Annotated in this window: 16 protein-coding genes; all 16 read right to left on the bottom strand. The window is 41.7% G+C overall.

Annotated elements, in window-relative coordinates:
- Positions 1-8: 8 nt before the first annotated feature.
- The 16 genes from ACTB0Y_RS15600 to ACTB0Y_RS15525 all read right to left on the bottom strand — a co-directional run bounded on the left by ACTB0Y_RS15600 (position 9) and on the right by ACTB0Y_RS15525 (position 24289).
- Positions 9-1064 (bottom strand): mechanosensitive ion channel family protein, encoded by a 1056-nt coding sequence (locus ACTB0Y_RS15600; RefSeq protein WP_463207764.1) that lies wholly within the window; start codon positions 1062-1064, stop codon positions 9-11.
- 409 nt (positions 1065-1473) lie between these two features.
- Positions 1474-2484, bottom strand: coding sequence for a cation diffusion facilitator family transporter (locus ACTB0Y_RS15595; protein ID WP_463207763.1), 1011 nt, complete (start codon positions 2482-2484; stop codon positions 1474-1476).
- 64 nt (positions 2485-2548) lie between these two features.
- Entirely contained in the window at positions 2549-3346 is a 798-nt protein-coding gene (locus ACTB0Y_RS15590; RefSeq protein ID WP_463207762.1) for a phosphate ABC transporter ATP-binding protein, read from the bottom strand.
- Between the two features lie 31 nt (positions 3347-3377).
- Positions 3378-4232, bottom strand: a complete 855-nt coding sequence (gene pstA, locus ACTB0Y_RS15585; RefSeq protein ID WP_463207761.1) for a phosphate ABC transporter permease PstA — start codon at positions 4230-4232, stop codon at positions 3378-3380.
- A complete protein-coding gene (gene pstC / locus ACTB0Y_RS15580) occupies positions 4229-5116 on the bottom strand; it encodes a phosphate ABC transporter permease subunit PstC (protein ID WP_463207760.1) in 888 nt (295 codons plus the stop codon). Before pstC ends, pstA begins: the two co-directional genes overlap by 4 nt.
- Entirely contained in the window at positions 5116-6057 is a 942-nt protein-coding gene (locus tag ACTB0Y_RS15575; RefSeq protein WP_463207759.1) for a PstS family phosphate ABC transporter substrate-binding protein, read from the bottom strand. The genes pstC and ACTB0Y_RS15575 overlap by 1 nt, the downstream gene beginning before the upstream one ends.
- An 11-nt stretch (positions 6058-6068) precedes the next feature.
- A complete protein-coding gene (locus tag ACTB0Y_RS15570) occupies positions 6069-7337 on the bottom strand; it encodes an alginate export family protein (RefSeq protein WP_463207758.1) in 1269 nt (422 codons plus the stop codon).
- A gap of 732 nt (positions 7338-8069) precedes the next feature.
- Complete coding sequence (locus ACTB0Y_RS15565) at positions 8070-8711, bottom strand: response regulator transcription factor (protein WP_463207757.1); 642 nt, start codon at positions 8709-8711, stop codon at positions 8070-8072.
- Positions 8712-8713: 2 nt separating this feature from the next.
- Entirely contained in the window at positions 8714-9661 is a 948-nt protein-coding gene (locus ACTB0Y_RS15560; RefSeq protein WP_463207756.1) for a sensor histidine kinase, read from the bottom strand.
- A gap of 158 nt (positions 9662-9819) precedes the next feature.
- The gene (locus tag ACTB0Y_RS15555; protein ID WP_463207755.1) at positions 9820-12708 is read right to left on the bottom strand and encodes a helix-turn-helix and ligand-binding sensor domain-containing protein; all 2889 of its coding nucleotides are present in this window, start codon (positions 12706-12708) and stop codon (positions 9820-9822) included.
- Between the two features lie 219 nt (positions 12709-12927).
- Positions 12928-16380, bottom strand: coding sequence for a hypothetical protein (locus ACTB0Y_RS15550; protein WP_463207754.1), 3453 nt, complete (start codon positions 16378-16380; stop codon positions 12928-12930).
- A 33-nt stretch (positions 16381-16413) separates the two neighbouring features.
- Positions 16414-18258 carry a glycoside hydrolase family 3 protein gene (locus tag ACTB0Y_RS15545; protein WP_463207753.1) on the bottom strand — a complete coding sequence of 615 codons (1845 nt, stop codon included), beginning with the start codon at positions 18256-18258 and terminating at the stop codon, positions 16414-16416.
- The gene (locus tag ACTB0Y_RS15540; RefSeq protein WP_463207752.1) at positions 18233-19522 is read right to left on the bottom strand and encodes a family 16 glycosylhydrolase; all 1290 of its coding nucleotides are present in this window, start codon (positions 19520-19522) and stop codon (positions 18233-18235) included. Before ACTB0Y_RS15540 ends, ACTB0Y_RS15545 begins: the two co-directional genes overlap by 26 nt.
- A gap of 18 nt (positions 19523-19540) precedes the next feature.
- Positions 19541-21112: a sugar porter family MFS transporter gene (locus ACTB0Y_RS15535; RefSeq protein WP_463207751.1), complete on the bottom strand. Its 1572-nt coding sequence runs from the start codon at positions 21110-21112 to the stop codon at positions 19541-19543.
- 15 nt (positions 21113-21127) lie between these two features.
- Entirely contained in the window at positions 21128-22210 is a 1083-nt protein-coding gene (locus ACTB0Y_RS15530) for a glycoside hydrolase family 16 protein (protein ID WP_463207750.1), read from the bottom strand.
- A 72-nt stretch (positions 22211-22282) separates the two neighbouring features.
- Entirely contained in the window at positions 22283-24289 is a 2007-nt protein-coding gene (locus ACTB0Y_RS15525; RefSeq protein ID WP_463207749.1) for a family 16 glycosylhydrolase, read from the bottom strand.
- Between the last annotated feature and the right edge of the window lie 21 nt (positions 24290-24310).

The following is a 24310-nucleotide window of genomic DNA, read 5'->3' as shown; positions in this document are numbered from 1 at the left end:
AGGTAGCTTTATTCCTTTTGTTTCTCGTTCTGTTCTTCTATATGCGTTTCTATTTGCTCCTTTAATTTTTCAATACGGGTAATAGCTGCTTTTATTACCTCTTTTTGCTTGTCCTCTTTTTCTTCTTTTAACTTCTTTTGTAAATCTTGTTTGCGCTCATCCAGTTTTTTCAGGTTATTTTTCTTTTTCTCTATTTCAGCCGCCTCCAACGCCTCATTAAAGATAAGCTCTTCAGGTGTTTTTTCTTCTTTCTCAGGTTTTGCATTAGTTGTTTCTTCCGGAATAAAGTTAACCTCGTCAGCGCGCCTTTGATTCATGAAAGTAGGCGAGACAATTTCAATTTTTTTCTTGTGTAACACATCCATTACTTTTCCATTGAGTAAAGACGAAGTACTGAAAAACAGGTTGCTATCTTTCAGAAAACCGTGAATTTTATACACAACCGAAAAATCTCCAAGTTCCATTATGTATACATACGGATCTTTAAGGCCGGTTTCCAGCGCAGCCTCTTTGAGCGCTTCTTCAATTTTTGTGCGAGGAACATCATATCCAAGTGAAACGGTAGTGGAAATAACAGTATTAGCTTTACGGGTAAGCTTAACAGGATTAGAAGCAATGTGCAAATTGGGTATGGTCACAAAGTTACTGTCCTCCAATTGCAGTTCAGTATGAAAAACGCTGCGTTTAACCACACGACCCTGCAAATCTCCAACCTTTATCAAATCTCCATTGCCAAAACGCTTCATGGAGTTGTTCATAATGCCTGCAATCAGGTTGCCCAATACAGTCGTGGAACTCAGTGCAATGCCGGCACTGACAATGATGCCCAGGAAGCTCAGTATTTGCCCTTTAGATTCCTGTCTAATTGGTAGTGTTAATATGATAGCCAGGGCACCTGTTAGAAAAAGAAAAGCAGTGATTGAGTTTCTTGTAACATGATAAGATTTTGTTGGACTCTTGAGCCGTTTAAAAAACCAGCTGTTTAAAAGCATGGCCGTGATGAGCAGTGCCAGAATAATTCCGGGTTCGGCAAATGAAAATATTTTATCAATAAGTTTTTCCATAACGCAGTGATTTACAGAAAATTATTTAGTTGATTTGGTGGTGTTTTTTTATGCAATTATTTACTAAAGTTTCACACTCCTTAATGAGCTGCATAATAACGAGTTATGCAAATAGATACTGTTTACTCCCTTACATTTTCGCCGATAATTCCTTTAATACTATTATTTTACGGTACATTGCGGCGATATTCCATTTTCAAAGATTTTATCTACCATAATATCAGGCCTACGGCCTTATTATCTTCTTAAAAGTGCCATTTGGCGCGGTATTATGGTAGTAGATTAATATTACAACGGAACGGTAAGCACCGTAAGTGCGATATTATCTTCAGTTATTTATAGTGTCTGGCGTGTATAAAATTAGTCATTTAAAACTTCAAACAAAAGGTATGATTATATTTTCTAAAAATCAGGATTTATCCTCAGGTTTTTCGCTTATGAATTTTTTTAGGTCAAAATCAGATTCAGTTACAAACTCACTTTGGCGGCCCGGACAATCTTTTTGTCTGCAGTTTTTGCAATAAATTTTGAAGCATTCATCTATGTGTAGATGGAAAATTATTTCTTCTGGAAAATTCTCAACAACTAACGCTTTAAGTTTTTCTCCTTCGTCATGGGCTTCATCAAGATTTAAAAAATAGGGTAAAACCAAATCGCAATTAATGTGATAGGCATTCCCGTATTTTACAAGCTTAAAGTTATGTATGTCAATCCATTTGTTGCTTTTATTTTCTTTTATCAGGTTCCTGAATTGTTCAATAAGCTTAAAGTCTGCTTCATCCATTAGGTGTGAAGTGGTTTCTTTAAGTATTCTTATGCCCGTCACTATAATGATGGCACCAAAAATAAGGGCTATGAGGCTGTCTAACCAGACTTCGCCCGTAAAATATAGAATCAGCAATCCGGCAACCAGTCCAATAGAGGAATAAGTATCGGATTGCAAATGCTTACCTCCTGAAATGAGTGCAATAGATTTGTGTTTTTTACCTGTGCGAATACTATACCAGCCCAATAAATAGTTTAAAAGCCCTGCTATTGCAACAATTACAATACCTACGTCTAATTGTAAGATTTCGGCCGGAAGAAACAGTCTTTTTATGGCTTCATAAATAATAACAATGCCGGCCACAATAATTAAAAAGCCTTCAACAGAGGCGGATAAGAATTCTGCTTTTCCATGGCCGTAGGGGTGGTTATCATCCTGTGGTTTGGTGGCGATGTAAACGCTGTAGAGTGTGATAATGCCGGTAGCTACATTTACAGTGCTTTCCAGTGCATCTGTAAGAATACCCACTGAATTGGTTAAAAAGTAAGCTACTAATTTACCTGCAAAGATGATGAAAGAGGATAACGCAATTACCTTCTGGACTTTGAATTTTATTTCTGGCTTAGCCTGCTGCCCTTGTGATTGCATATCCATGAATTATCCGGGTTAAGAACGCTGAAAATTACGAAAAAAATTAAAAACGCCAATATTATTCTTTTTAGTTCCCCTCCACCAAATATTCTCTCAATTGCGGGCTTTTCGGATTTTTGAATAGTTGTTCCGGGGTTCCTTGTTCAATGATTCTTCCGTAGTGCATAAAAACAACATTGTCGGCCAATCGTTGAGCCTGTCGCAAGATGTGGGTGACTAAAATTATGGTGTAATGCTTTTTTAGTTCACGAAACAGGTTTTCAATAATTTTGCTCGATACCGGGTCGAGCGCCGATGTAGGCTCGTCGGCCAGAATGATGCGCGGTTTTACGGCCAGTCCGCGAGCAAGGCAAAGGCGCTGTTGCTGCCCAATGGAGAGGCTGTCAGCTGATTTGTGCAAGCGGTCTTTTACTTCGTCCCACAGTCCTACTTCGCGGAGTTTTTTTTCTACATTGTAGTCGATAAGGTCTTTGTTTTTAACGCCTTTTAAATGAATACCATAGGCTACATTTTTATAAATGGAAACCGGCAGCGGAAAAGGTTTTTGCGACAACAATCCCATTTTTTGCCTGATAAGTGCCACATTTTTTTGCGTATTCAATATATCGTCTCCCTCAATAAAAATTTGGCCCGATACTCTCAGTTCTCTGTAAAGATCGGTGAGTTTGTTCAGCGATTTTAGCAATGTGGTTTTGCCGCAACCCGACGGGCCCAGTAGCACCGTAACTTTATTTTTGGGAATATTCAAATTGATATTTTTCAGTATGTGCTGCTTTTCTGCATACACATTCAGGTTTTTAATTTCCAATATAGATGGTTGCTTTGTAACCTGAAAAGACTGTAAGTATTGAGTTTGCGTATCCATTGGTTGTGTGTTTTGTGCGTTCATTATTTTACTATTTTAGGTTCGATTTGGAGTAATTCTTAGATAATAGCCTTGCTGAAAGACTAATAATTAGAATGATAATGGTTAATATGGCAGCTGCGGCATAAGCCCGGTCGCGAACTTCGGGAATGGGCGATGAAAGTTGAAAAAAGATGGCCAAAGGCAATGTTGCCGCGGGTTCATCTAAGTATTTCGGAATCAGGTCGGTATAGCCTGCAGTAAAAAGTACCGAAGCCGCATCGCCAATTCCCCGGCCAAATGCCAGAAGTACAGCCGTAATAAATCCCGAAAATCCTTGCCGGAACAAAACTTTAAATGCAGTTTCGGTTTTGGTTGAGCCCATGGCCAGTGATGCTTCATGCAATCCTTTTGGAATGGTGCTCAACACTTCGTCGAACGTACGGATAACAATGGGCGTAATGAGCAAAGCTACAGTAATGATTCCTGCCAATAGCGAGGCATTCATACCCAAATAGAGCATGAGTGCAAAACCAAATGCGCCATAAACAATGGATGGAATGCCCCAAAGCGCATCCAATAAGTACCGTATGGTATTTTGTGTGCGTTTGTAGCGAATTAAATGAACATTGATAAAAAGTGCAGCCGGCACACCAACTACTATCGCAATAAACGTAGCTCCCAGTGCAATGTACAGCGATCCCACTATAGCGTTCAACACGCCACCTTCGCCACCGTAATAATATCCGCCCGAAGGTGTTTTGGTAATCATATCGAACGACAGGGAACTAAAGCCGTTGATAAAGATAATGGCAATAATGTATCCGAGGATAGCAATGAGGGAGTAGGTTGCCAAACCTGTCAAAAGCCTGAATATTCTTTCTTCTATAATTTTTCTTTTGTTCATGCCTTTTGGGTTTTGTAGATAAAGTATCGGAAAATGAGGTTGATAGCCAAAATTACAACCAGTAAAATAAGTGCGGCAAACATCAGTGCCGAGTCGTAGAGTGGTATCGACATCATTTCTCCATAATTATTCGCAATAAGCGCAGGAAGCGGATAGCCGGCTTTAAACGGGTTGCCGGTAATTTGCACCATATTTCCCACCACCATCATCACGGCCAGTGTTTCGCCGAAAGCTTTGGCCAGCCCCAGTCCGAAGGATGAAATAATGCCCGGAAAGCTCTTACGTACAATCACATGCTTTACCGTTTCCCAACGGGTAGCGCCCAACGAAAGCGCTGCTTCTTTCAATCCTGTAGGTACAGCATGAAACGATTCCAGCAGCATGTTCAGCATGTAGGGAATGCACATTACGGCCAGCACAATACCGCCCGCAAGAATGGAATAACCCGATGTTTTTACGCCAAACATTGGTGCCAGAACTTCGCCCACAAAAGGTACAATAACCAAAATGCCCCACATGCCATAAATAACCGAGGGAATACCGGCCAAAATATCAATTACCGGGTGCATCAATTGCACCAGTCGGCGCGAAGCAAATTGGGTAAGATAAATGGCTGCAAACAAACAAAGGGGTGCAGCAAAAATAAATGACAATACCGTTACATAAATGGAGCTGAAAATAAACGGCCAAAAGCCAAATTTTCCATCGTTGGGCGACCAGTTGGACGAGCCAAGTAAGGACGGCAGCGATTGCGCATCGAAAATGGGAATTGACTTTGCGTACAAAGCAATGCCCATTATAAGCGGCAAAAGCAGGATGATGGCCAGTGTGGCCACCATCCAGGTATTGTTTACACGGTCGGTTATGCGTCGTTTGAAATGCATTATTGTTTTAACTTTTTCAGGTAACTGTCAATTTTATCTTGTGTGATGGGTACGTACCCTGCTTCTTTCACAAATTTTTGGCCTTCGGTAAGCGTCCATTTGATGTAATCGAGCGTGGCCTTTTTTGTGGGTTTGCCTTTGGAAACAAAGTAAAGCTCACGTGCCGGTGGCGATGGATAATCGCCTTTGGCAATGGCAGCCAGTACATTGTTGAAGGTGTTGTAGAAACTCTCCTCCGGATCGATTTTACCATTTCCATTTTGGTCAAGCGGAATAATTTCCATTCCCGGGCGTTTTTCGTTGGTTTTTACATCATAAATGTAAATGGTGTTGTTGAACCCCAGGCCAAATTGGTCTTTGGAAACCGCTTGCGCCAACGCCGGATCGCCGTGTATGCCCACTCCTACGAGGTCTTCTTGTGTTCCGCCAAGGTACTTTGCCCAGGTGCCGGCAGCTCCACAAGCATCGGAACGTGTGTACACGGTAATGGCTTCGTTTCCGGCAGTTGGTAATATTTCATTCCAGCTTTTTATGCTGCCTTCAATAAAAATTTTGCGGAACTCATCCTGCGTTATGCCTCGTTTTTTCAAGTCATCTAAATAGGGATTGTCTTTACTGATGGTGGGGATAACGGCATCTTTGCACAAACCAACCCACCAAACGCCTTTATCTTTTTCGGCCTGGGCAATTTCGCGTGAGAACATGCCCAAATCAACCGTGCCGGCCAGTGCATCGGCCATACCTTTACCGGCTCCACCGCCTGAAATATTGAACCGCACGTCCTCATGTGTCTTTTTATATTCTTCTGCCCACTTAATGTTGAGCGGATACAGCGCAAAAGCACCGGAAAAGTTCAGTGTGTTTTCTTTCTGTTTTTTCGATACACAACCCGACAATGCGAGCAATGCAATTACGAGTATGATAAATGGTTTACGTGTCATAATGGTTCAGTTTATTGTTTGTTTGAAAATAGTGTTGGTTTGATTGTGAGTTCGACGAATAGAAATTGCTGATAATCGTTGGCATCTGCAACTCCCTGTAATTGGCGCATATTATCGGTGGGCAAAAAGAACAGGTAACCGGTTTTCAGGCTTCCCCAATCATTGAATTTATACTGACAGGCCAACTCGTTTTCGTAACCCAGGTCTTTCTTCTCGGGAGTAGCACTATTGGTCTCGGCTAACCAGAAGTAATGTCCGGTATTCGTTATTTTTACTCTATCATTTACTTTAAAGTTGATGTAGGCGTAGCCATCGACCAAACCGCCGTTTTTGGCGTGACTGGCATGATTTCGGAAATAATCCATGTGCCCGCCAAAACGGTGACGCGCGCCATACAACACATCGAACAGATTGTCCTGATTGTTGCTAAGATTTCCATCACCCGAAAGGTAGCTCAACCCGATTCCCGGACTTATTGCACCGGCCTTGAACGCCACATCCACATCGAACAACCACGCATTGATGTTCTGGTTTTGGTTGTTTTTGCCATATTGATAATAAAAGTTTGATCGGCCCTGAATCCAGTCATTCGCAAACTTGCCGTATAGTCCGGATGTTTGCCTAAAGTTGATACGATTGGTAGAATCGGTTTGGTTTTTACCGCTTGCGATGTGCAATAGCGACAGGCTGAAAGCTTCAGAAAATTGATGCTGTAGCCATGCAAAATTCAATGTTTTAATACGGTCGGGCACATAATAATTGTCCGAAGTAAGGGCTGTGGTGTTGTTCCACGAGGCACCGGCATGCACTTTCCAGCCGCTCCATTCTTTTTTATAAACCACGGCATCGTAAGCCAACCCGTTTTGGTTCCAGTTGCGGGCTGCTAAAAGCCGTTGATGGTCGTAAACCAACTGTTGGCGACCTACAGAGAGCCATCCGGCATTGCCCATTTTAATGGCTGCATAGCCTTCGAAAAGCGTCAGTGAGGCATCGTCGCCATACACGCCGGTGGAGCTGCTGAGGTTTTCGTCGCCCCACACCCGAACGTCTTGCGGCGAAAATACCAGTTTCAGGTTGTCTGTTTTGTAGGTTAATGACAATCGTGTACGCTGCGACATTACCGCCGATGGCGTACTTTCCGGGTTGGCCAGTTTTCGGTAGCCGTCGCGTAACTCGAAACGTGGCCGGTATTGTGCGTCAATCTGTAGCTGCGCATGGGATAGTTGAGAAGAAAAAATGCTAATTCCTGCAACAATCGCAAAAGTTTTTATCAAATTCATTGTACATCAGTTTTTCAAGGTTCTGATGCAAATGTAGGTGAGTGCAATAATCTGTGAAACAGCTTTAAAGCGTAAATTGATAATACGTATTAATACACTACGTACGTATAAAGTCGTATTTGATTCCTATGCAGTGAATGACTGATTCAAAAACAAGAATAACGAAGTTATTATGGCTCTGAAGCGAGGGCTTCGCTTGGAGCGAAACCCTCGCTAGTTCTCATTAAAAAAAGCCGCTCATTTTTTGAACGGCTACTCAAATGCAAGGGGCTAAAGCCCCGAATTTTTGAGGCTCACTTGCCCGGCCATGAATGACCGGGCAAATAGGCGGAAGACAACCATTTGGTTAGCGACAATTTTGGCCAAGAAATTCCTAGAAAAAGTGTAATTATTCACCAAAAACTCCTTGAAAAAAGTGTAATTTTTTGAAAAATAACCTTTGAAAAAATGTACTTTTCGAAAAAGCCTAAATAAAAAATTGCTAATACGACAGGATTAGAATTAGTTGTACATTTTGAGCTTTGAGGGATATGCGCTATAAATAACAGTACCAAATCATAAAAAACGTAACAATACCGGCCAGTATATTCATCATTAAACCGATTCTGAGAAAGTCGGAAAATTTGTAGCCTTCCACATTGTAAAACAAAGTTGTTTTATATAAATCATTGTAGCCCACGCTGCTATCGAGTGCGAATCTTTAGTTATTGAAAAAAACAATTTACCGTTGTTCTACACCTCTACAATCCCATTTTTAACGGCATACATCACAATGCCGGCCGTGTTTTTCGATTGGGTTTTACTTAAAATATTTTCGCGATGCTTATCGACTGTGCGTTTGCTGAGATACAGTTTGTCGGCTATTTCCTGGTTTGAGAGTCCTTTGCAGATTAGAAAAACAATTTCCTCTTCGCGAGATGATAATTCCGGGTTTGTACTCTTTTGCTGTTTTCTGCCCAGCCCGTGAATCAAACGTTGAAAAATTTCGTGCGAAAAATAATTATTGCCCGACATTACGTTTTGTATGGCATTTTCCACATCCTGAATGCCTGAATTTTTGAGTATAAACCCTTTGGCACCGGCACTGATCATCTGTGTATAATAATTCTCATTGCCGTACATCGACAATGCAACTACATTTAATTGTTGATTGATCTCAAGTGCTTTGCGTGTGGCCGTAATGCCGTCCATTTCCGGCATTTCAATATCCATAAATACAATATCGGGTTTGCCGGCTTCGAGCAGTTGAAGAAATTCGTGGCCATTTGATGCTTCTTGTATTTGGTCGACATACTCAAAATTCTCCATCAGGCTTTTTAGGCCTTCGCGAAACAGTTTATGGTCATCAACCAATACAATTGACAATTTATCCATAATTATTTTGTGTTGATTACGATATTTAAATTAAAACCCTGCTCCGGCGCAGAATATAGCTGTATGCTCCCATTGACCGATTTAATTCGTGATTGAATATTGGTTAGCCCCATTCCAAAGACTTCAGGCGGTTCTTCTGTAATCTCAAAACCCTTTCCATCGTCCATGTACTTGATATTGAGCGCGGGTTCATCATAAAATATGTCTAAATAAATATTTTGCGCTTCAGCGTGTTGCAGTGTATTGTAAAATAGTTCGCAAATTACGCGATACGCTACTGTTTCAATATTATAAGGGAATCGTTGGTCTTGTATATTGTGATTGAAAGAAATTTTTGGTTTATCTACATATCTTAAATTCCCGATAAACGACTTCACGGCTTTCTGAAGCCCGAAATTATTTAATACGTGTGGGCTCAGGTTGTTGGATATCTCTTTTATGGTACGTATAGACTCGTCGATTTGGCGTTCTGTATTTTTGAGTATTTGCGGGTTAAAGTCACCGCTGCCACCACGGTTCAGGGCCGAAATAGACATTTTAACCGACGCCAGCAAGGGGCCAAGTCCATCGTGCAGTTCTTTGGAAAATTGTTGTTTCTGTTTTTCTTCGGTCTTTACAATGGCTGAAAAAACTCTGGCTTCATTGGCTTTTTTAAGTTCGTCGAACCGTTTCTGAATATTGAAAATTCTGCGTATAAAACTTAAGCTCAACAGCATAAATATCGAAATACCTACTCCAATCCAGCTATTGGTAAGGTCGTTAATAAAAAAGTTTTCATTATCGTAAACCTGGTAAAGTTCAAAAAGCCTCCGAAAAGCCATTAACAAAAACCCAAAAGAAATAAGCCACCAGGCAATATTGGTTCGGGTACGTTTTACCAGGCTTAAGGCTACAATTGCCGTGGCAAATTGTAAAACCACAGATAAGATCAGCGCTAACTTGATTACCATAGTTATATCAAATTTATGGTAAAATTACATTTTTATAATTACTGCTTTTAATTTTGATATAATAAATTGATTGTGAGTTTAAAAATACGCTTTTCTACGTAGGAGTATCTGCCTTTGAAATTTCTGCGGAGGTTTTTTTGAATGTGGCAATTGTAATTTTAAAAGGATATGATGAAATCGGTAAGATTGGTGTCGTGGGAGAGTTGCAGCTTTTTGCGGAGTCTGTAACGGCTAATTTCTACACCGCGTGTACTGATATTCATAAGCGCAGCTATTTCTTTGCTTGAAATGTTAAGCCTCAGATACGCACATAGTTTCATTTCTCTCGGCGTCAGGTCCGGGTAGGCAGCTTTTAGTCGTTTAAGAAACTCTTCGTGTACATTTTCAAAGTGTTTTTCGAATACTTCCCATTGTTGCTCAGTATCTAACTCCCGGTCAACCTTGCGAACAATACGATTTATGTGGTTGTTGATCAGGTCATCGTTAAACTCTGCAGAGAGCCGGTTCAGGTCTTTTTTTATTTTTGTTAAGAGCTTTCCTTTATGGATCATTTCCATGGTGCTATTGGCCAGCTCTTTATCTTTTTGTTTCATTTCTGTTCTGAGCTTTTCGTTCCGTATTCGGATAACTTCCTTTTCAGCCCTGAGTGCGTTGTTTTGTAGTTCCTTTTCCCGTTCTTTGAAACGGCGTTTTTGTTGTTCTTCCTCTTCACGTTTGGTTTTTTCGGTACGGTACCTTACATATTTTACCATAGAAAATACAAATATACCAACGATAGCGGCGTATAACATGTATCCCCACCAGCTCAGGTACCAGGGCGCGTAGATTTCGAAACCCATTGAAGCTGTTTTGCTGATGGTTCCAAAGATGTTTTTAGCTCTGACTTTGAAGGTATATTCTCCGTGTGCTAAATTCGTAAATTCGCGAACCGGATTACTCTGCCATGGAGACCAGTCTTCATCAAAATCTTCTAATTTGGTGCTGAATAACGTTTTTTTGGGATTTTCGAAGTCGTTGGCGGCTAATTCAAACTTAAGCTGGTTGAACCGATGCGGGATGCCCACAAAAAAATCAGTGTCTTTTGCTTGTCCCATGTAAAGCACTGAATCTGTTTTGGTTAGTGTTGCCTTGCGAATGTAGGCATTAAACTCGTATTGGTAATTTTTAGGATATTGTGGTGTGTAATAGGCAAATCCATCCTGAAGCCCAAAAATAACGTGATTTTCATTGATGGGATAAACAAACTGAAACCACTTTATAAAACGTCTGTTGAGTTCCTCAAAAGGGAGTGCTACATCTACATAACTTCCATCTTCTTGTAACCGGTAAACGCCGGCATCATCTATTGTGAAGTACCAGACGTTTCCGGCATCATCGCTCTGCACTAATCTGATATCTCTTTTTGGAAATTTTTTATTAAGCGTTTTATCAGGTACGAAACTGTCCGTGGCAGAATCGTATTTGTAAAAACCCTGCCCGGTAGTGAATGCAGGTTCATTGAATAGTTCGCACACATTGAGGTTTTTATCTACCGGAAAACCATCATCGCTATTGTAAAGTTTATGATGCAGTACACTATCATAATTTTGATTTGTTTTGATATTGTAAATTCCTTTATAGCCATGTGCCATCCAAAAACTATTGTTGGTTCCCTTTACCAGATATCTTGTTGATTCTTTAAACCCAGCAAGTTTGCCTTTGGCAACCCACTGGCCGTTTTCTTTTTTGAATTTTGAAATGCCTGTATATGTACCGCAGAGCACGATGTCCTTTTTGTCATTGGGCTGAAGGAATGTCCAGCCGCCCTGAATGTCGGAAATAAGGTTCGCTTCTGTTCCATCGATGGTGAAAACACCTGAATTATGACCGCAAAAAAGTGTGCCGTCGAAAACACTGAAGTTCCACACCTGTCCCTGGGTGCCGGGTACGAGCTCAAATGCCTGGCTGCTTCCGCCATTGATTAATTTTTGCCAGTCGTGATAAAACACACCCCGGTTGGTGCCTAAATAAAGGTTATTGTTGTGCAGGATGGCTGCATATCCGGTGCTTAAGCCATTAAATTCTGAGAAATAGGTGAGGGGAGAATTTATTTCTACATAATCGATACCATTATCAAGTCCGAGCCAAAGGTTTTTATACTGATCCAGCTTTAGACTTAAAACCGTGTTGTTTTGAAGCCCCCTGTCCATATTGATGTGCTGGAGGAGGTTTCCCGCAGTGTCGCATATCATTAAGCCATCCTGAATGGTTCCAAAAGCATATGTTTCGGCATCGATGCTGAGACCTGTGTATACCTGGTTTTTTTTAAGGAATTTTGCAGCCGGATTTTGCCATTCGGTGAGTGTTAGTCCGTCGAATTCAAATATTCCGTCATCATCTGTGGCAATCAGAATTTTGTCTCCTTTGGGTAGCATGGCCCAGATGAGCTCGCCTGCCAGGCTACTAACACCCGGCACTTTCACCAGTTGGTCGTTGGCTAACCGATACAGCCCCTGCGACTGGTCGTTAATGTATAATTCTCCCTTAATCAGAAAGGAGAAGTGAAAAAGATCCGGTGCATCAATAATTGTAAAACTTCCATTGTTGTAAATCATTATCTGTTCGTACGATTGGAACACAATTCCAACGGGTAAATTATAAATGCGCCAAACTTCACCGAAGTCTCTGGCATTTTCCGGGAGTTTCTGAATGAGGGAATGATACTTTAGCTTGCCTTTTTTATTGGGTGTAAGGTAGCCTATCTCGTTGAATCCTCCTGCATATAAATGGTCGTCTGTTGCTTTTATGCAGCGCACTATGATACCTCCCGGAAGGGGGTAATTGCGCCAGTTAATTCCATCAAACTCAAGCACGCCATTATTATTGGCAAAATAGGCCATCCCGTTCGATCCAATGTCAATCATCCAGGTTTGGGCTCCTGCATGTATCTTTGTTGTATTGTAGTTTTTTACATGCGGTATACCAATAATTTTTGGGCTACTGTGGCTGAAAATCGTGCACTGTAATATTATGAGTAGTAAAGCATATTTGAGGACTTTCTCCAGCATGCTAGCGTATTTTTTACTTCAATAAGGTAAAAATAAGCAATTCCATTTAAAACACAGGTGTAAAATGAGATCAAATCATGGATTACAACTACCTGAAAGAAAGATTTTGGATGCTTTTTGGTTCTATTAACTCTTTTGTTGTAAAACCATTGGCCACGGAAGGTCGATCAAAAACTTAATACTTTATTGTAATTGTGGCCAATGGTCTAACAAACACACCTAGAAGTTTTGGTTGACTTCTATTTTTTTAATTTGATTGGTCCTTTTAAACAGCACGTCAGATATTTTGGCGTTTAAACTTTTGCCATCAAAGGTTTCCTTCTTATTGTTTTGATAAGTCACTGTAATATTTTCTGATTGTGCTTTGCTGTAAATAATGGGTACCTGGCAAAATGTGAAGCACAATTCATTTTGCTTAATCAATAATTCTTGGGGCTCACCATCTAAATCGAAATATTTAAAATCTGCCGGAGTCTGGAAAAATTCAGCCGGATTCAGAAATTCTGCATCAAACGTTAGGCAGCCTTCGCTAACTTTTAAACCCAGTTCTGCCCATCGATTAATGATATCTTCTTTTACCTGTCCGGTCATGCCGGGTTGCTGAGCGCCTTTGTGTCCGGGCGTATGCGAATAGGGATCGGTCGGGAAGGCTCCGTATAGATCCGGTGACTTGTTGATGCCTATTCCGGCTCTTATTTCGTAGTAATGGTCGATAAACTTACCTACAATGGATTCCTCTGTTTTTGCTTCTTTGGCCCAAACAATGTTTTCCTGCACGGCGAGTAATAGTTTAGAGACCATGTGCCAATAAATGCTGCCCAGGCCTTCGTAACCAAAAAAGGTTCCTGAGCGACCCGTAAATGCTTTGTGGTTGAATATTTGTTCGAAAATGTCGAGATAATCGTTGTATTCCTTTTTAGCCATTTCGGCAAATGCTGTACCTGTCAAACCTTCAAAAGCCTTTTTCAGGTCATCGGCATTGTGGAAGTTGCCGTTAAAATGGAAATTTCCGTTGATGTCTTTTTTTATTACAGAATGATCTCCGGCTTTCAGCATTGCTTTGGCCAGCCTGGATTTTCCGATAAATTTTGCGGGAATCAGATTTTTTGACAAGAAGCGCGGTAAGTCCCTGTCCGGGTATAAAATGTAGCTGTACTGATCGGGGCGGTACATCTTGCTGTTTTTTAAGGCATCCAATACAGATAAGGCTTCTTCTGGCTTGAGCATGCCCGATGATAACACAGCAACCTGTCCTTCGAGCATTTCATACAGGGGCCTGGTGCTTACTGTCTGTTGTCCAAATTCTATCAAATTATAGGCATGATATAGTCCATCTTTTCGTTTATTTGCATTGATGGAATGGTCAATATACTTCAATGCCTTTTCGAGAAATTTATGAATTTGCGCTTCAGACAAAGATTTTGTGCCTCTATTGAATCCTAAATATGCTTCCTCCCGGTATTTCTCACCCACATAGCCCAGTTCATCTGTGATGTTTCTGCGGTTTTTGTCATTGATATTTGAGCTAAGTTTGGGTTCATGCTTCTCAAGTACAGTCATTATACTTTCCATAAAAGCAATAACCGGTTTGTTAACATCAAAGCTGTTTTTACTGTCGCGGCTGAAAATATTCATGCAAAATGTTACATAGCGGCGCATGTAGTAAAGTGTTACCATTGATACACCATTACCTACCAGTGCATTATTGGCATCGTTCCATTCGGGGCGTTGTGTGTTTAGCCAAATGCCGGCTTCAGGAATAAAGTTTGATAATTTGTTGAGGAATGGAACCAGTATTTTTTCTGTAAGGTTGGCTTTGGTTAAATGGTCTTGCTGATTAAATACCAGTTTTCCATCTGCGCCAATTTGTTCATGTCTGTTTAGTATTTGTTGTTCTTTATCTTGCTCAAATTCGATGGTGCTTTGCGGGTTTGCTACTATATCTTTATATTTTTTTATACGGTAGGGTACATTGGCGTATACGAACCATTGAGCAGATAGGAAGTGCCGGAAATCATTTTTTTGGAACTTATTGGCCAGTTCCATCAACTTCAAAAGATAAATAATCTGATGGTCGCCCCAATATCCTATAAACGACCACGGGTCTTCCGGGTTTATTACTTCCCAGTCTATGCCATTTCGTGTAATGCGATAAGGATTGTAACCATCTATAGTTGAGGCGTTAACAAATTTTGTGATCATGGAAAGAATATAGCCGGGAAATGAATAACCAAGGGCTTCCCAATTTTGGAAAATGTCGCGCCAATTGCCTTCATAACTCTTAATGTAAGAGCCGTCATCGTTTTTACCCGGAATTGAAAATTTGTTCCATGGCCGGCTCGGATCGCCATGCCTGCGGCTAAAGGTTAATGGGAGATATTCATAGCTTAGGCGAATAAGGTCGCTGTTGCCTGTCTTTATTGTTTTATCAATTAATTCAAAAAAGGTGAAGGTATCACTCAATTGATTAAAGAAATCGTTGTATTTGTCTGCTATATTTCGATTAAATGTTTCGACAAAGTTTATCAGATCTTGTTTTTCAATGTTGTATTGATCCTCGAACACTCCGCCGCGCATGATATTGAAGAGTACATTTGAAAAGTGCCTGCCTACACTTAATTCATCGGCTGTTTGTTGTAGTCCATCCGCAGTGCCCACTAATTTTTGCAGCATAGTAGTGCCCTCTTCTATGTCTTCGATTAACAGCGATTCCAGTTTTTTTGTATCAAGCTTTAGTTGCTCTATAAGGGCATATATTTTAGAATGATCCTGTTCCACATCGGCTACAATGTGCCATTGCTGATAATCCTGGCTGTTAAGGGTTATTCGGCTGTTTAGAAAATAGGCGCCCGGTTCTGCTCTCAAATCTGTTTCTTTCTTAAGCTTACGACCTTTTCTGAAGTCATCGAGCTGGAGCGATGAAAGGAGGATGTTGTTTGCTTTAAGTCCTGTACTCCAAACGCTTGTGGCTTTAAGTGCTTCGCTGGGTTCTGCTTTGTCAATAATCATTGCGCTGAGCGAATAAATGCCCAATTTTACCATGTTGACCAATTCATTTCGTTTATATGCATTGGCCAGGTTACTGGTGTTGTTTTGTAAATTTGCTCCAATACCATATGGCAAAACATTCTGTATGCCATCAAGTATTTCTATTGTTACTTGTTTGGGATTAAGGTTCTGTATTTCAGAGGTTTTTATGAATCCAAATTTGTCTGAAACCTGCCAGGTATATAAAAATGTAAGTGATAAGGCTTCATTGGTTTCTTCAAATATAATTTTATTGCCTGTAAAGTTTTTATATATGTTGCGGGTAACCGGATAAATGCCCTCGTATCGACTGGAGAATGGTTCCCAAAGCAATATTTCATTGTCTTTATGAATTCTTATAATGGTTTTACTGCCAGTGGTTTCGGCGTTGTTTGTTATCTTGTCGTCTGTGTAATAAGGAAAAAGCGCAAGATCTGCGCTTTTTCTACCGGCAGATAACCCCCCGTTTGATGAAATGAAAAACCAATGATCGGTATGGCTCACCATACTGATAAAAAATGGTTGGATTTGATCGTAGTTACTTATTTTATAGAATTTTTCATCATTCAGCATTATATACTGCCCTTGCGGCGCAGTAGTCTCATCATTTATTGGTGTGTGGTTTAAATATGTATGGTTTTTCATGTTTATTGTCTTGGTTTTCAGATTATTATTCGCTTACCGAAAATCAGGGTACGATAAACCAAAGCCTATCTCATGGAGCGGATTGGCATTTTTATTCCAAAAGTTGGGGCCATATTTACCGTTAAAATCATCTACCGACACGGGCCAGGAGTGCGGTAGCTTACCGGTAAAGTTGTAGGCTCCAAAAAGCACTTCGGCCACGCCTGCGCCTTCTGAGCCGGGTAACCACGCAGCCACAAATGCATCTGATTCTGCAATTTCGTTGGTAACGACCAGTGGTCGGCCGGAGATTAGAATAATTACCGTATTTATTGACTTCCCACTATAAGCATTGATATATTTTTTGTGTTTTTCTGTAAGGGTCAGCGAACATGTTCCCCTTTCGTCACCTATATCGCCAAAAAATTCGGCATAGGGTTTTTCACCAACCACAACAACTGCCCATTTGGCGTCTGTGTGTTGGCCTGTACCTGTGGAGTCGTATACAACCGCTCCATTGGCCATCTCTTTAATACCTTCAAGGATAGTGGTAGCGCCATCGTAGTTTCTGCTCACACCTTGCCAGCGAATGGTCCAGCCACCTGATTGTAAGCCTGTGTTATTGGCATGCTCACCTACAACCACAATTTTTCCGACATCTTTCGGGATGGGGAGTGTTTTATCATCGTTTTTGAGCAGTACCATGGACTCGCGAACGGCCTGGCGCGCTTTATCTCTGTGTTCTGTAATTCCAATTTTGCTGGTTAAGGTCGTGTCGGGAAAAGGGTGTTCAAAGAGTCCCAGCCGGAATTTCTGCCTGAGAATTCTTCTCACAGCATCGTCAATACGCGCCATGGATACTTCGCCCTTTTCTACGCCTGCTTTTAATCCTTCCTGAAATGGTTTCATGTCGCCGTCGACAGCCATTACCATATCCACACCGGCATTGATGACATCATTTTTACCAAAGCGTGAATAACCTTTCCAGTCGGTTACTACAATGCCGTCGAATCCCATTCTTTTTTTCAGTGTGTCGGTAATCAGGGGTTTGTGAGCATGCATAGAAATGCCGGAGAGGTCGTTGAAGCCCACCATAATTGCGCCAATGCCTGCGTTTACTGCTTCACGATAGGGTGGGAGCAGGCGTTTGCTCACTTCCTGAATGCTAAGTGAGGTGTTTCCGCCTTCTTTGCCGTATTCAGTGGAGCCATCTCCTACGTAGTGTTTGGCTGTGGCCATTACCGTGGTTTTATCTGCCAGGTTACCCTGGTGCCCTTCTACAGAAGCTTTGGTGTATTTACGCGTAAGCGATGTGCTTTCGGAAAATGCTTCGTATACGCGTCCCCATTTCTCGTTGTATGGTATGGATATACAGGGCGAAAAAGTCCAGTTAAAGCCTGTGGCTTGCATCTCAATGGCAGTAATGGCAGCTGCTTCTTTTACAAGTTCCGGGTTCTGTGTCGCCCCCATGCCTATGTTGTGCGGAAAAATGGTGGCGCCTTCAAAAGTGTTTTGTCCGTGAATTGCATCCACCCCAAAAAGTAATGGTATTCCAAGTCTGGAATCCATAGCTTGTTTTTGCAATTCAATGAAGCGCGCCTGCCATTCTTCTGCAGTATTCCCCGGTGTGGGGCCATCAGTATGTATTATGGATCCTACCGATCCGGAAATAATGTCTTGTGCTGTAAATTCATCAAAGTGCCTTATCTGGGTCATTTGCCCTATTTTCTCATCAAGGGTCATTTTGGCCAGTAAAGTCTCAACCTTTTGCTCAATAATGACTTCTTTTGATTCCGTAGCGCATGAATGGGCGAATAGTAATCCCATACTAACGGTTAGCATCATAAGGAGCCGGGTGCTCAATCTGATTTGTTTATTTTCTTTCATAAACCCTGACATAATCAATGATCATTTTTTGTGAAGTTATGCTTTCGTCCATACCCTGGGCGCCTCCCCAGCCTCCACCCATTGCAAGGTTGAGGATTATGTTGTGCGGTTTGTCAAATGGCCACGATAATTCGGTACTGTTATCATCGTAGGTGAAATAATGTTGGTCATCTACAAATGCTTTGATGTATTCGGGTGTCCATTCTACCGCATAGGTATGAAACTTATTGTTCATGTTTTTTACCGGCAAGGTGGCTGTTGGCTGGTTGCCTAGTTTGAAATAATAAGCTCCGCTGTGCGCAGAGGCGTGTGCTATTCCATTGCCGGTTTCATTATCCATTTCAAAGCCTACGCTTTCCAGTATGTCTATTTCACCGCAATATGGCCATGAAAGTTCATCTTTATAATCGTCGCCCAACGTCCAGCCTGCAGCCCAATTTCCTTTGTGTGCAGGTACTTTAGCGCGGAACTCAATTTTTCCGTACTGGAAGCTCACTTTTTCGCGCGTGGTTAGGCGGGCAGAGGTCCATTTTTTGCCCATATCATTTTTGCGGGCTTCAATTATGAGATATCCATCTTTGATGCGGGCATTTTCTTCTCTGTTGTCGGTATAGTACTGTAGCTCATAGTTTCCCCAACCCCAGTCACCAATGTCAAAGGTCCATTTTGTAGTATCTACTGCATCACCATCAAATTCATCGGCCCAGGCAATTGTCCATTCATCGCCTGTGGTTGCCTGTACCATTTTTTTGGGTGTCTCGCGATATTTTTTTACGAGCGTAAGTTTAATCCAGTCAATTTTAAGGGGCTCGTTGGTATGCAGTTTGATTTTATGGGTTCCTTTATCAAGCGGTGTACCCACTCTGCTCACAGTAATACATTGCTCTTTTGTGTTTTTCAGGGTAATGTTGCCTGTAATGTTGTACGTACGATTGTCTTTGTTGTCGTAGTAGTCTTCGATCCAGATTGTGGGCTCACCGGAATTGGTGCTGGTGGCATGAATTTCTACTTTGTAACGTCCGGCGAGCTGAATATCGGCATCGAGTGCCAACCAGCCCGCTTCTTTGAGCACAACAATTTTTCCATCACCGGAAGTGTTTTCCAGCGTTTCCACTGTTCCTTCTGCTTCGTGATAGTTTTCAGCTTTCAGTAAAACGGTTTTATTAATATCGTTTTTTTGCGGGTTTGTGTCATTGCTTTTTGTCCCTCCGTTACAGGCGCTAAGGCCTAATAAAATCAGCATGAGGGCAACAGGAATTAGATTAATGCGCGACATAGGTGTATATTTTAATTTTTATTTTTCCTTACTGGTTACGAGTATGGCTTCGAGTTCTTCCAATGATTTGTTTTTGGTTTCAGGCAATACAATGAGCACGAAAATTAGTCCCAGGGCCGCAAATAAGCCATAAAGGAAGAATGTCCAGGCATTGCCAATTGTGGCCAGCTCCCATGGAAATACAAACTGCACGAGGAAACTCACCGAGGAATTAATAAAGCCGGTAAATGATATGGCAACTCCCCTGATGGTGTTGGGAAATAGTTCTGAGAACAATACCCACATAACCGGACCAATTGAGATGGCAAATGAAGCCACAAAACCTATGATACTGAGTAAAATGAGCCATGCATTCATGTTAATACTTGCCGTTATCAGGTTGGCTTCTACTTTTTTCGATTCTATTTCGCCAAAATTTTCCTGTACAGCATCTTTAAATTCAACATCGCTGTAATAGGTTACCCCAACCATGCCAGCTGTTTTGGCTTTATCTACATGTCCGGGAAGTGTTTCTACTGCCTGCGGGGTGAGCTGATATGTGGCGTTGCTGAAACCATATGATAGTAGGAACATGCTAATGGCAATTCCTGAGAACCCGAATATTAACAGTGCTTTCCGTCCAAAACGGTCAATGAACATTATGGCCAGAACGGTAAAGGCCAGGTTTGTAAGTCCAACCAGGATGGCTTGCGAAAATGCAGCATCGGTACCAATTCCGGTTTGTTCGAAAATCATGGGTGCGTAAAAAAATACGGAATTGATTCCTGTAATTTGTTGTAATATAGCAACTACAATACCAATAAAAAGGACAAGGCGCAGCGATGGTTTAAACAGTTCTGATAATTTGGCGCGTTTTTTTTCTGTTCTGTTTTTTATGGATTCTTTTACAGCAGCCAAATCTTTCAGTGCCTGTGCTTCGCTCGATACTCTTTTCAGTATCTGAAGTGCCAGTGTGGAACGCGATTTCATGATGAGCCAGCGCGGACTTTCCGGTACACCAAAGAGGAGCCCGAAATACAGGATGGCGGGTATACCTTCAAGGCCCAGCATCCAGCGCCACTGGTGTATATCTATACCAAGTGTTTGTATCCATGCGCTATCTGATTGGCTCAGTTGCAGTATGAGGTAGTTTGTGAAAAAGGCGACTGAAATACCTGTAACGATATTGAGCTGATTAAAAGATACCATGCGGCCTCTCATTCCCGGAGGGCAGATTTCGGCAATATACATGGGTGCAATAATGAGTGATGCGCCAACGCCAAACCCACCTATCATCCGGGCTATTACCAAAGTGATGAAATCGGGTGCAAGTGCAGAACCCAGTGCAGATATGGCATAGAGGCTGGCTGCGATTTTTAATACCGGTTTACGACCAAATTTTGTACTCAATGGGCCAGCAACCATCATTGCAAGAGTAGAAGTAAGGGTGAGTGAGCTAACGGCCCAACCCAGTTCAAGTTTTGAAAGTGCAAATTCCGGTTCAATAAATTTTATAACCCCTGAAATTACAGACGCATCAAATCCCATTAGAAAGCCGCCCAGGGCTACAATGAGTGAAATCTTTATGGTGTATCTTTGTTCTTGTGTCATTTTTCCTGTGATTCTTTAAAATATTGGTGCCTGAAATACTTTTACATGATCGATTTCCATGGTTTGTGGAAATATGGAATTGTCAACTCCTTTTAATCCGCCCCAGGTACCTCCAACAGCTACATTGAGTATAAGGAACGCCGGTTGATTAAGCGGCCAGTTTTCAATGTTTTTGGGACTGGGAGCATAGGTGTGCACAACGTTTTCCAGGGAGTCCACGTAGAATATCAGCTTCGAGGGAGTCCACAGCATGCCGTAGGTGTGGAAATCTTCTTCGCAACTTTCCAGTTCAATTTTGCTTCCATCGCCATTTCCTGCATAACCCGCAGGTACATGCACTGTGGAATGAACTGTATTGGGCTCAAAGCCTACGTATTCCATAATGTCCATTTCTCCACAGGCAGGCCATCCAACCGAATCAATGTTGCTACCCAACATCCAAATTGCTGCCCAAATGCCTTTGCCGGCCGGCAACTTGGCTTTTGCTTCGATGCGGCCGTATTGAAATTGCTTTTTACCGTTTGTATGAATGCGCGATGAGGTATAAGACCCGGGTTGTTTTTTATTGTCGACTTTACGTATGTCGATTACCAGTTTCCCGTTTCTGAGTGTAGCATTATCGCCATTTGTGTAGTTTTGCAATTCCTGATTGCCCCATCCATGATCGCCTGTATCAAAACTCCATGCGCTCGTGTCAAGTTGCGAACCATTGAAGTTTTCTTCCCAAACAGGCTCAAGTTGGGTTACATATTCCGGGTCGTCTTGTGTTATGTTGATGTGTCTAATTAGTGTATCTTTATCTGAATTGTTTATTACAATGAGCCTGATTTTATGCTGCCCTGCAAAAGGAAAGTAGGCTTTAAACGTTGCCTTGTTTGTTATTTTCTGTCCTCTTACCTGCCAAATGGCACTGTCGATGGATCCCTGTGAGGTGTTTTTGATTACAACATAATTGGGTTTCTCCGAATCGACGTTCGTGCTAAAATCAGCATTTAATGCGTTATTGCAGCCTCCAAACGTAAACGTTAAGAATATGCCTGTAAGCAAGGTTATGAAACCTTTTTTTACTGACAGGTCTTTTACGAGATGCTTATACATTTTGACCTTTTTTAACATGGTAATTATGCTAGCCACTGGTAATTGTTTTAAAAGTTTTTCTGCAACGCTGTTTTATTGCTTAATAAATCGTAGCGCTTTGTTTTCATTTCCGTTTGATAGCCGCAAGAAATATGTTCCCTTGTTCAGTTCGTTAATGTCAATGCCACTGTTTGGCACCATATGACCTTGCTGCACGGTTTTACCTAATATGTTGTAGATGGAATAATCTACCGGTTCTTTCAGGTTGTGTAGGTATATGTGATTGTTGGCCGGGTTCGGATATAGTTTAACTTGCGGTATGGTTGCCTGCTGTTCGCTTATGCCATTGGTGGCAATACCGTATATCAATCGGCTGATATTAAAATCGCCAATAATGAAGTTTAGTCTCATGATGGAATCGGTTTCGTAAAGCTGCACATCATTCAAATAGATTGAAGTGAAGGATGTCCAACCACCTGTGGCAGGTATGTCAATTGGTCCGGTTCTGTCTGCTCCGTTAAAATGTATTTCGATCTGTCCGCCACCGGGTTGCGACGAAACTCTGAGTTCCACATCATATAAACCGGTACTGTCCACATTCACGGAGTATTCTACCCATTCACCGGGGTGAATCCAGCCGATATTTGCTCCGCCATCGTTATATTCTGTATCCACAGCCTCATCTTGTCTGGGACCGGGCCCTTCGTTAACGTCATCTGTGTCGTGATAAGCGACACCTTCACCACCATAGTCATAATCAGTGGCCTCTATTGTGCCGGGTATCGGATGTTTTGTAATGGAATCGGGGTAGGGTAGTTGGTTAACTATATCGACCAAAATGGAATCTTGTTCTGTACCGCATGTGTTTTGGGCAGTTACTTTTACAAAACCTCCCTGATCGGTCCAGTTAAGACTGACCGCGTTGGTATCGGCAACTCCTGTAAAGGTAACTCCTTCCGGCACTTCCCATGTGTAGGTAGTCGATTTTAATGGGTTTATTGCATAAGTGGTATTTGTAGCATAAGCCTCTACGGTAGCAGGGCCGTTTAGCTCAATATCTTTTGTTTCTACACCCAACTTGCGGGTATAGCTGTCGCAGTAACCAGAAACTTCGCAGGTTACTGTGTCGGCAGTGCAACCCCAGTCTACTGAAATTTGATGTGTTCCCTGCCCATCTGTAATTGTTGCATCATCGGGAACGGTCCAGTTGTAAGTGAAATCTTCTGATTCAGCAGTCTGGAATTTGATGTTTTTTTGTGCTTTATTTACTATGGTGTCACCAGAGATTTCTGGTTCAGTTGCCATTTTGTAAACACGTACATAATCTACTTGCATTTGCTGCGGGAAAACGGTTGATGAATTTGGACTACCGGGCCAGTCGCCGCCAACTGCAATATTTAGTAAAAGAAAGAAATTGTCGTGTAATTCGGTAAGGTAGCTTGGTGTAATGCTGGCTTCATGATATTGAATGCCGTCGACAAACCATTTTAAGTACGTATCTGTCCATTCAATGGCGAAAGTATGAAAGGAGTCGGCAAAAATGCCTTCTGCCAATTGGTATTCTCCACCATAGTACGCATGTCCGTTGTCATCATAGTGCATTGTGCCGTGCACTACATCGTCTTTTCCTTCTCCGCCGCCAACCATTTCCATGATGTCTATTTCGCCACATGCAGGCCACGGGGTGCCTTCAAAAATACCATCGCCAAGCATCCAGAATGCCGGCCATATACCCTGACCGTAGGGTAGTTTTATTCTTGCTTCAATTTTACCATATTGCCATGAATGATTGGTCGGGTAGGTGATGAGTCTGGCAGATGTATAGTTTCGTCCACCGTAGTTTTCTTCTCTGGCTTCGATTGTAAGGTGGCCATTTTCAACACGCGCATTTTCAGGGCGGTTTGAAGTATAATACTGTAATTCGTTATTTCCCCATCCGGTGCCACCTTCTTCAAATGTCCAGACAGTAGAGTCTGGCAATCCAGTGTAATTAAATTCATCGTTCCAAACCAATTCGTAGCAACCCTGAGCTTTAACCTGAGTTGTCAAAGATAAAGAAAGCAGTGCTGCGAAAAGCAAAATGATTTTGTTGGTATGCATTGTATTTGTTTTATGCTTGAA

The sequence above is a fragment of the Salinivirga sp. genome (assembly GCF_055145285.1).
This window is presented reverse-complemented; position numbering and strand designations above follow the sequence as displayed.

Bases quoted from the DNA above. Each gene is read 5' to 3' on its own strand.
- ACTB0Y_RS15600 (WP_463207764.1), bottom strand. From the start codon at position 1,064: ATGGAAAAACTTATTGATAAAATATTTTCATTTGCCGAACCCGGAATT.
- ACTB0Y_RS15595 (WP_463207763.1), bottom strand. From the start codon at position 2,484: ATGGATATGCAATCACAAGGGCAGCAGGCTAAGCCAGAAATAAAATTC.
- ACTB0Y_RS15590 (WP_463207762.1), bottom strand. From the start codon at position 3,346: ATGGATACGCAAACTCAATACTTACAGTCTTTTCAGGTTACAAAGCAA.
- pstA (WP_463207761.1), bottom strand. From the start codon at position 4,232: ATGAACAAAAGAAAAATTATAGAAGAAAGAATATTCAGGCTTTTGACA.
- pstC (WP_463207760.1), bottom strand. From the start codon at position 5,116: ATGCATTTCAAACGACGCATAACCGACCGTGTAAACAATACCTGGATG.
- ACTB0Y_RS15575 (WP_463207759.1), bottom strand. From the start codon at position 6,057: ATGACACGTAAACCATTTATCATACTCGTAATTGCATTGCTCGCATTG.
- ACTB0Y_RS15570 (WP_463207758.1), bottom strand. From the start codon at position 7,337: ATGAATTTGATAAAAACTTTTGCGATTGTTGCAGGAATTAGCATTTTT.
- ACTB0Y_RS15565 (WP_463207757.1), bottom strand. From the start codon at position 8,711: ATGGATAAATTGTCAATTGTATTGGTTGATGACCATAAACTGTTTCGC.
- ACTB0Y_RS15560 (WP_463207756.1), bottom strand. From the start codon at position 9,661: ATGGTAATCAAGTTAGCGCTGATCTTATCTGTGGTTTTACAATTTGCC.
- ACTB0Y_RS15555 (WP_463207755.1), bottom strand. From the start codon at position 12,708: ATGCTGGAGAAAGTCCTCAAATATGCTTTACTACTCATAATATTACAG.
- ACTB0Y_RS15550 (WP_463207754.1), bottom strand. From the start codon at position 16,380: ATGAAAAACCATACATATTTAAACCACACACCAATAAATGATGAGACT.
- ACTB0Y_RS15545 (WP_463207753.1), bottom strand. From the start codon at position 18,258: ATGTCAGGGTTTATGAAAGAAAATAAACAAATCAGATTGAGCACCCGG.
- ACTB0Y_RS15540 (WP_463207752.1), bottom strand. From the start codon at position 19,522: ATGTCGCGCATTAATCTAATTCCTGTTGCCCTCATGCTGATTTTATTA.
- ACTB0Y_RS15535 (WP_463207751.1), bottom strand. From the start codon at position 21,112: ATGACACAAGAACAAAGATACACCATAAAGATTTCACTCATTGTAGCC.
- ACTB0Y_RS15530 (WP_463207750.1), bottom strand. From the start codon at position 22,210: ATGTATAAGCATCTCGTAAAAGACCTGTCAGTAAAAAAAGGTTTCATA.
- ACTB0Y_RS15525 (WP_463207749.1), bottom strand. From the start codon at position 24,289: ATGCATACCAACAAAATCATTTTGCTTTTCGCAGCACTGCTTTCTTTA.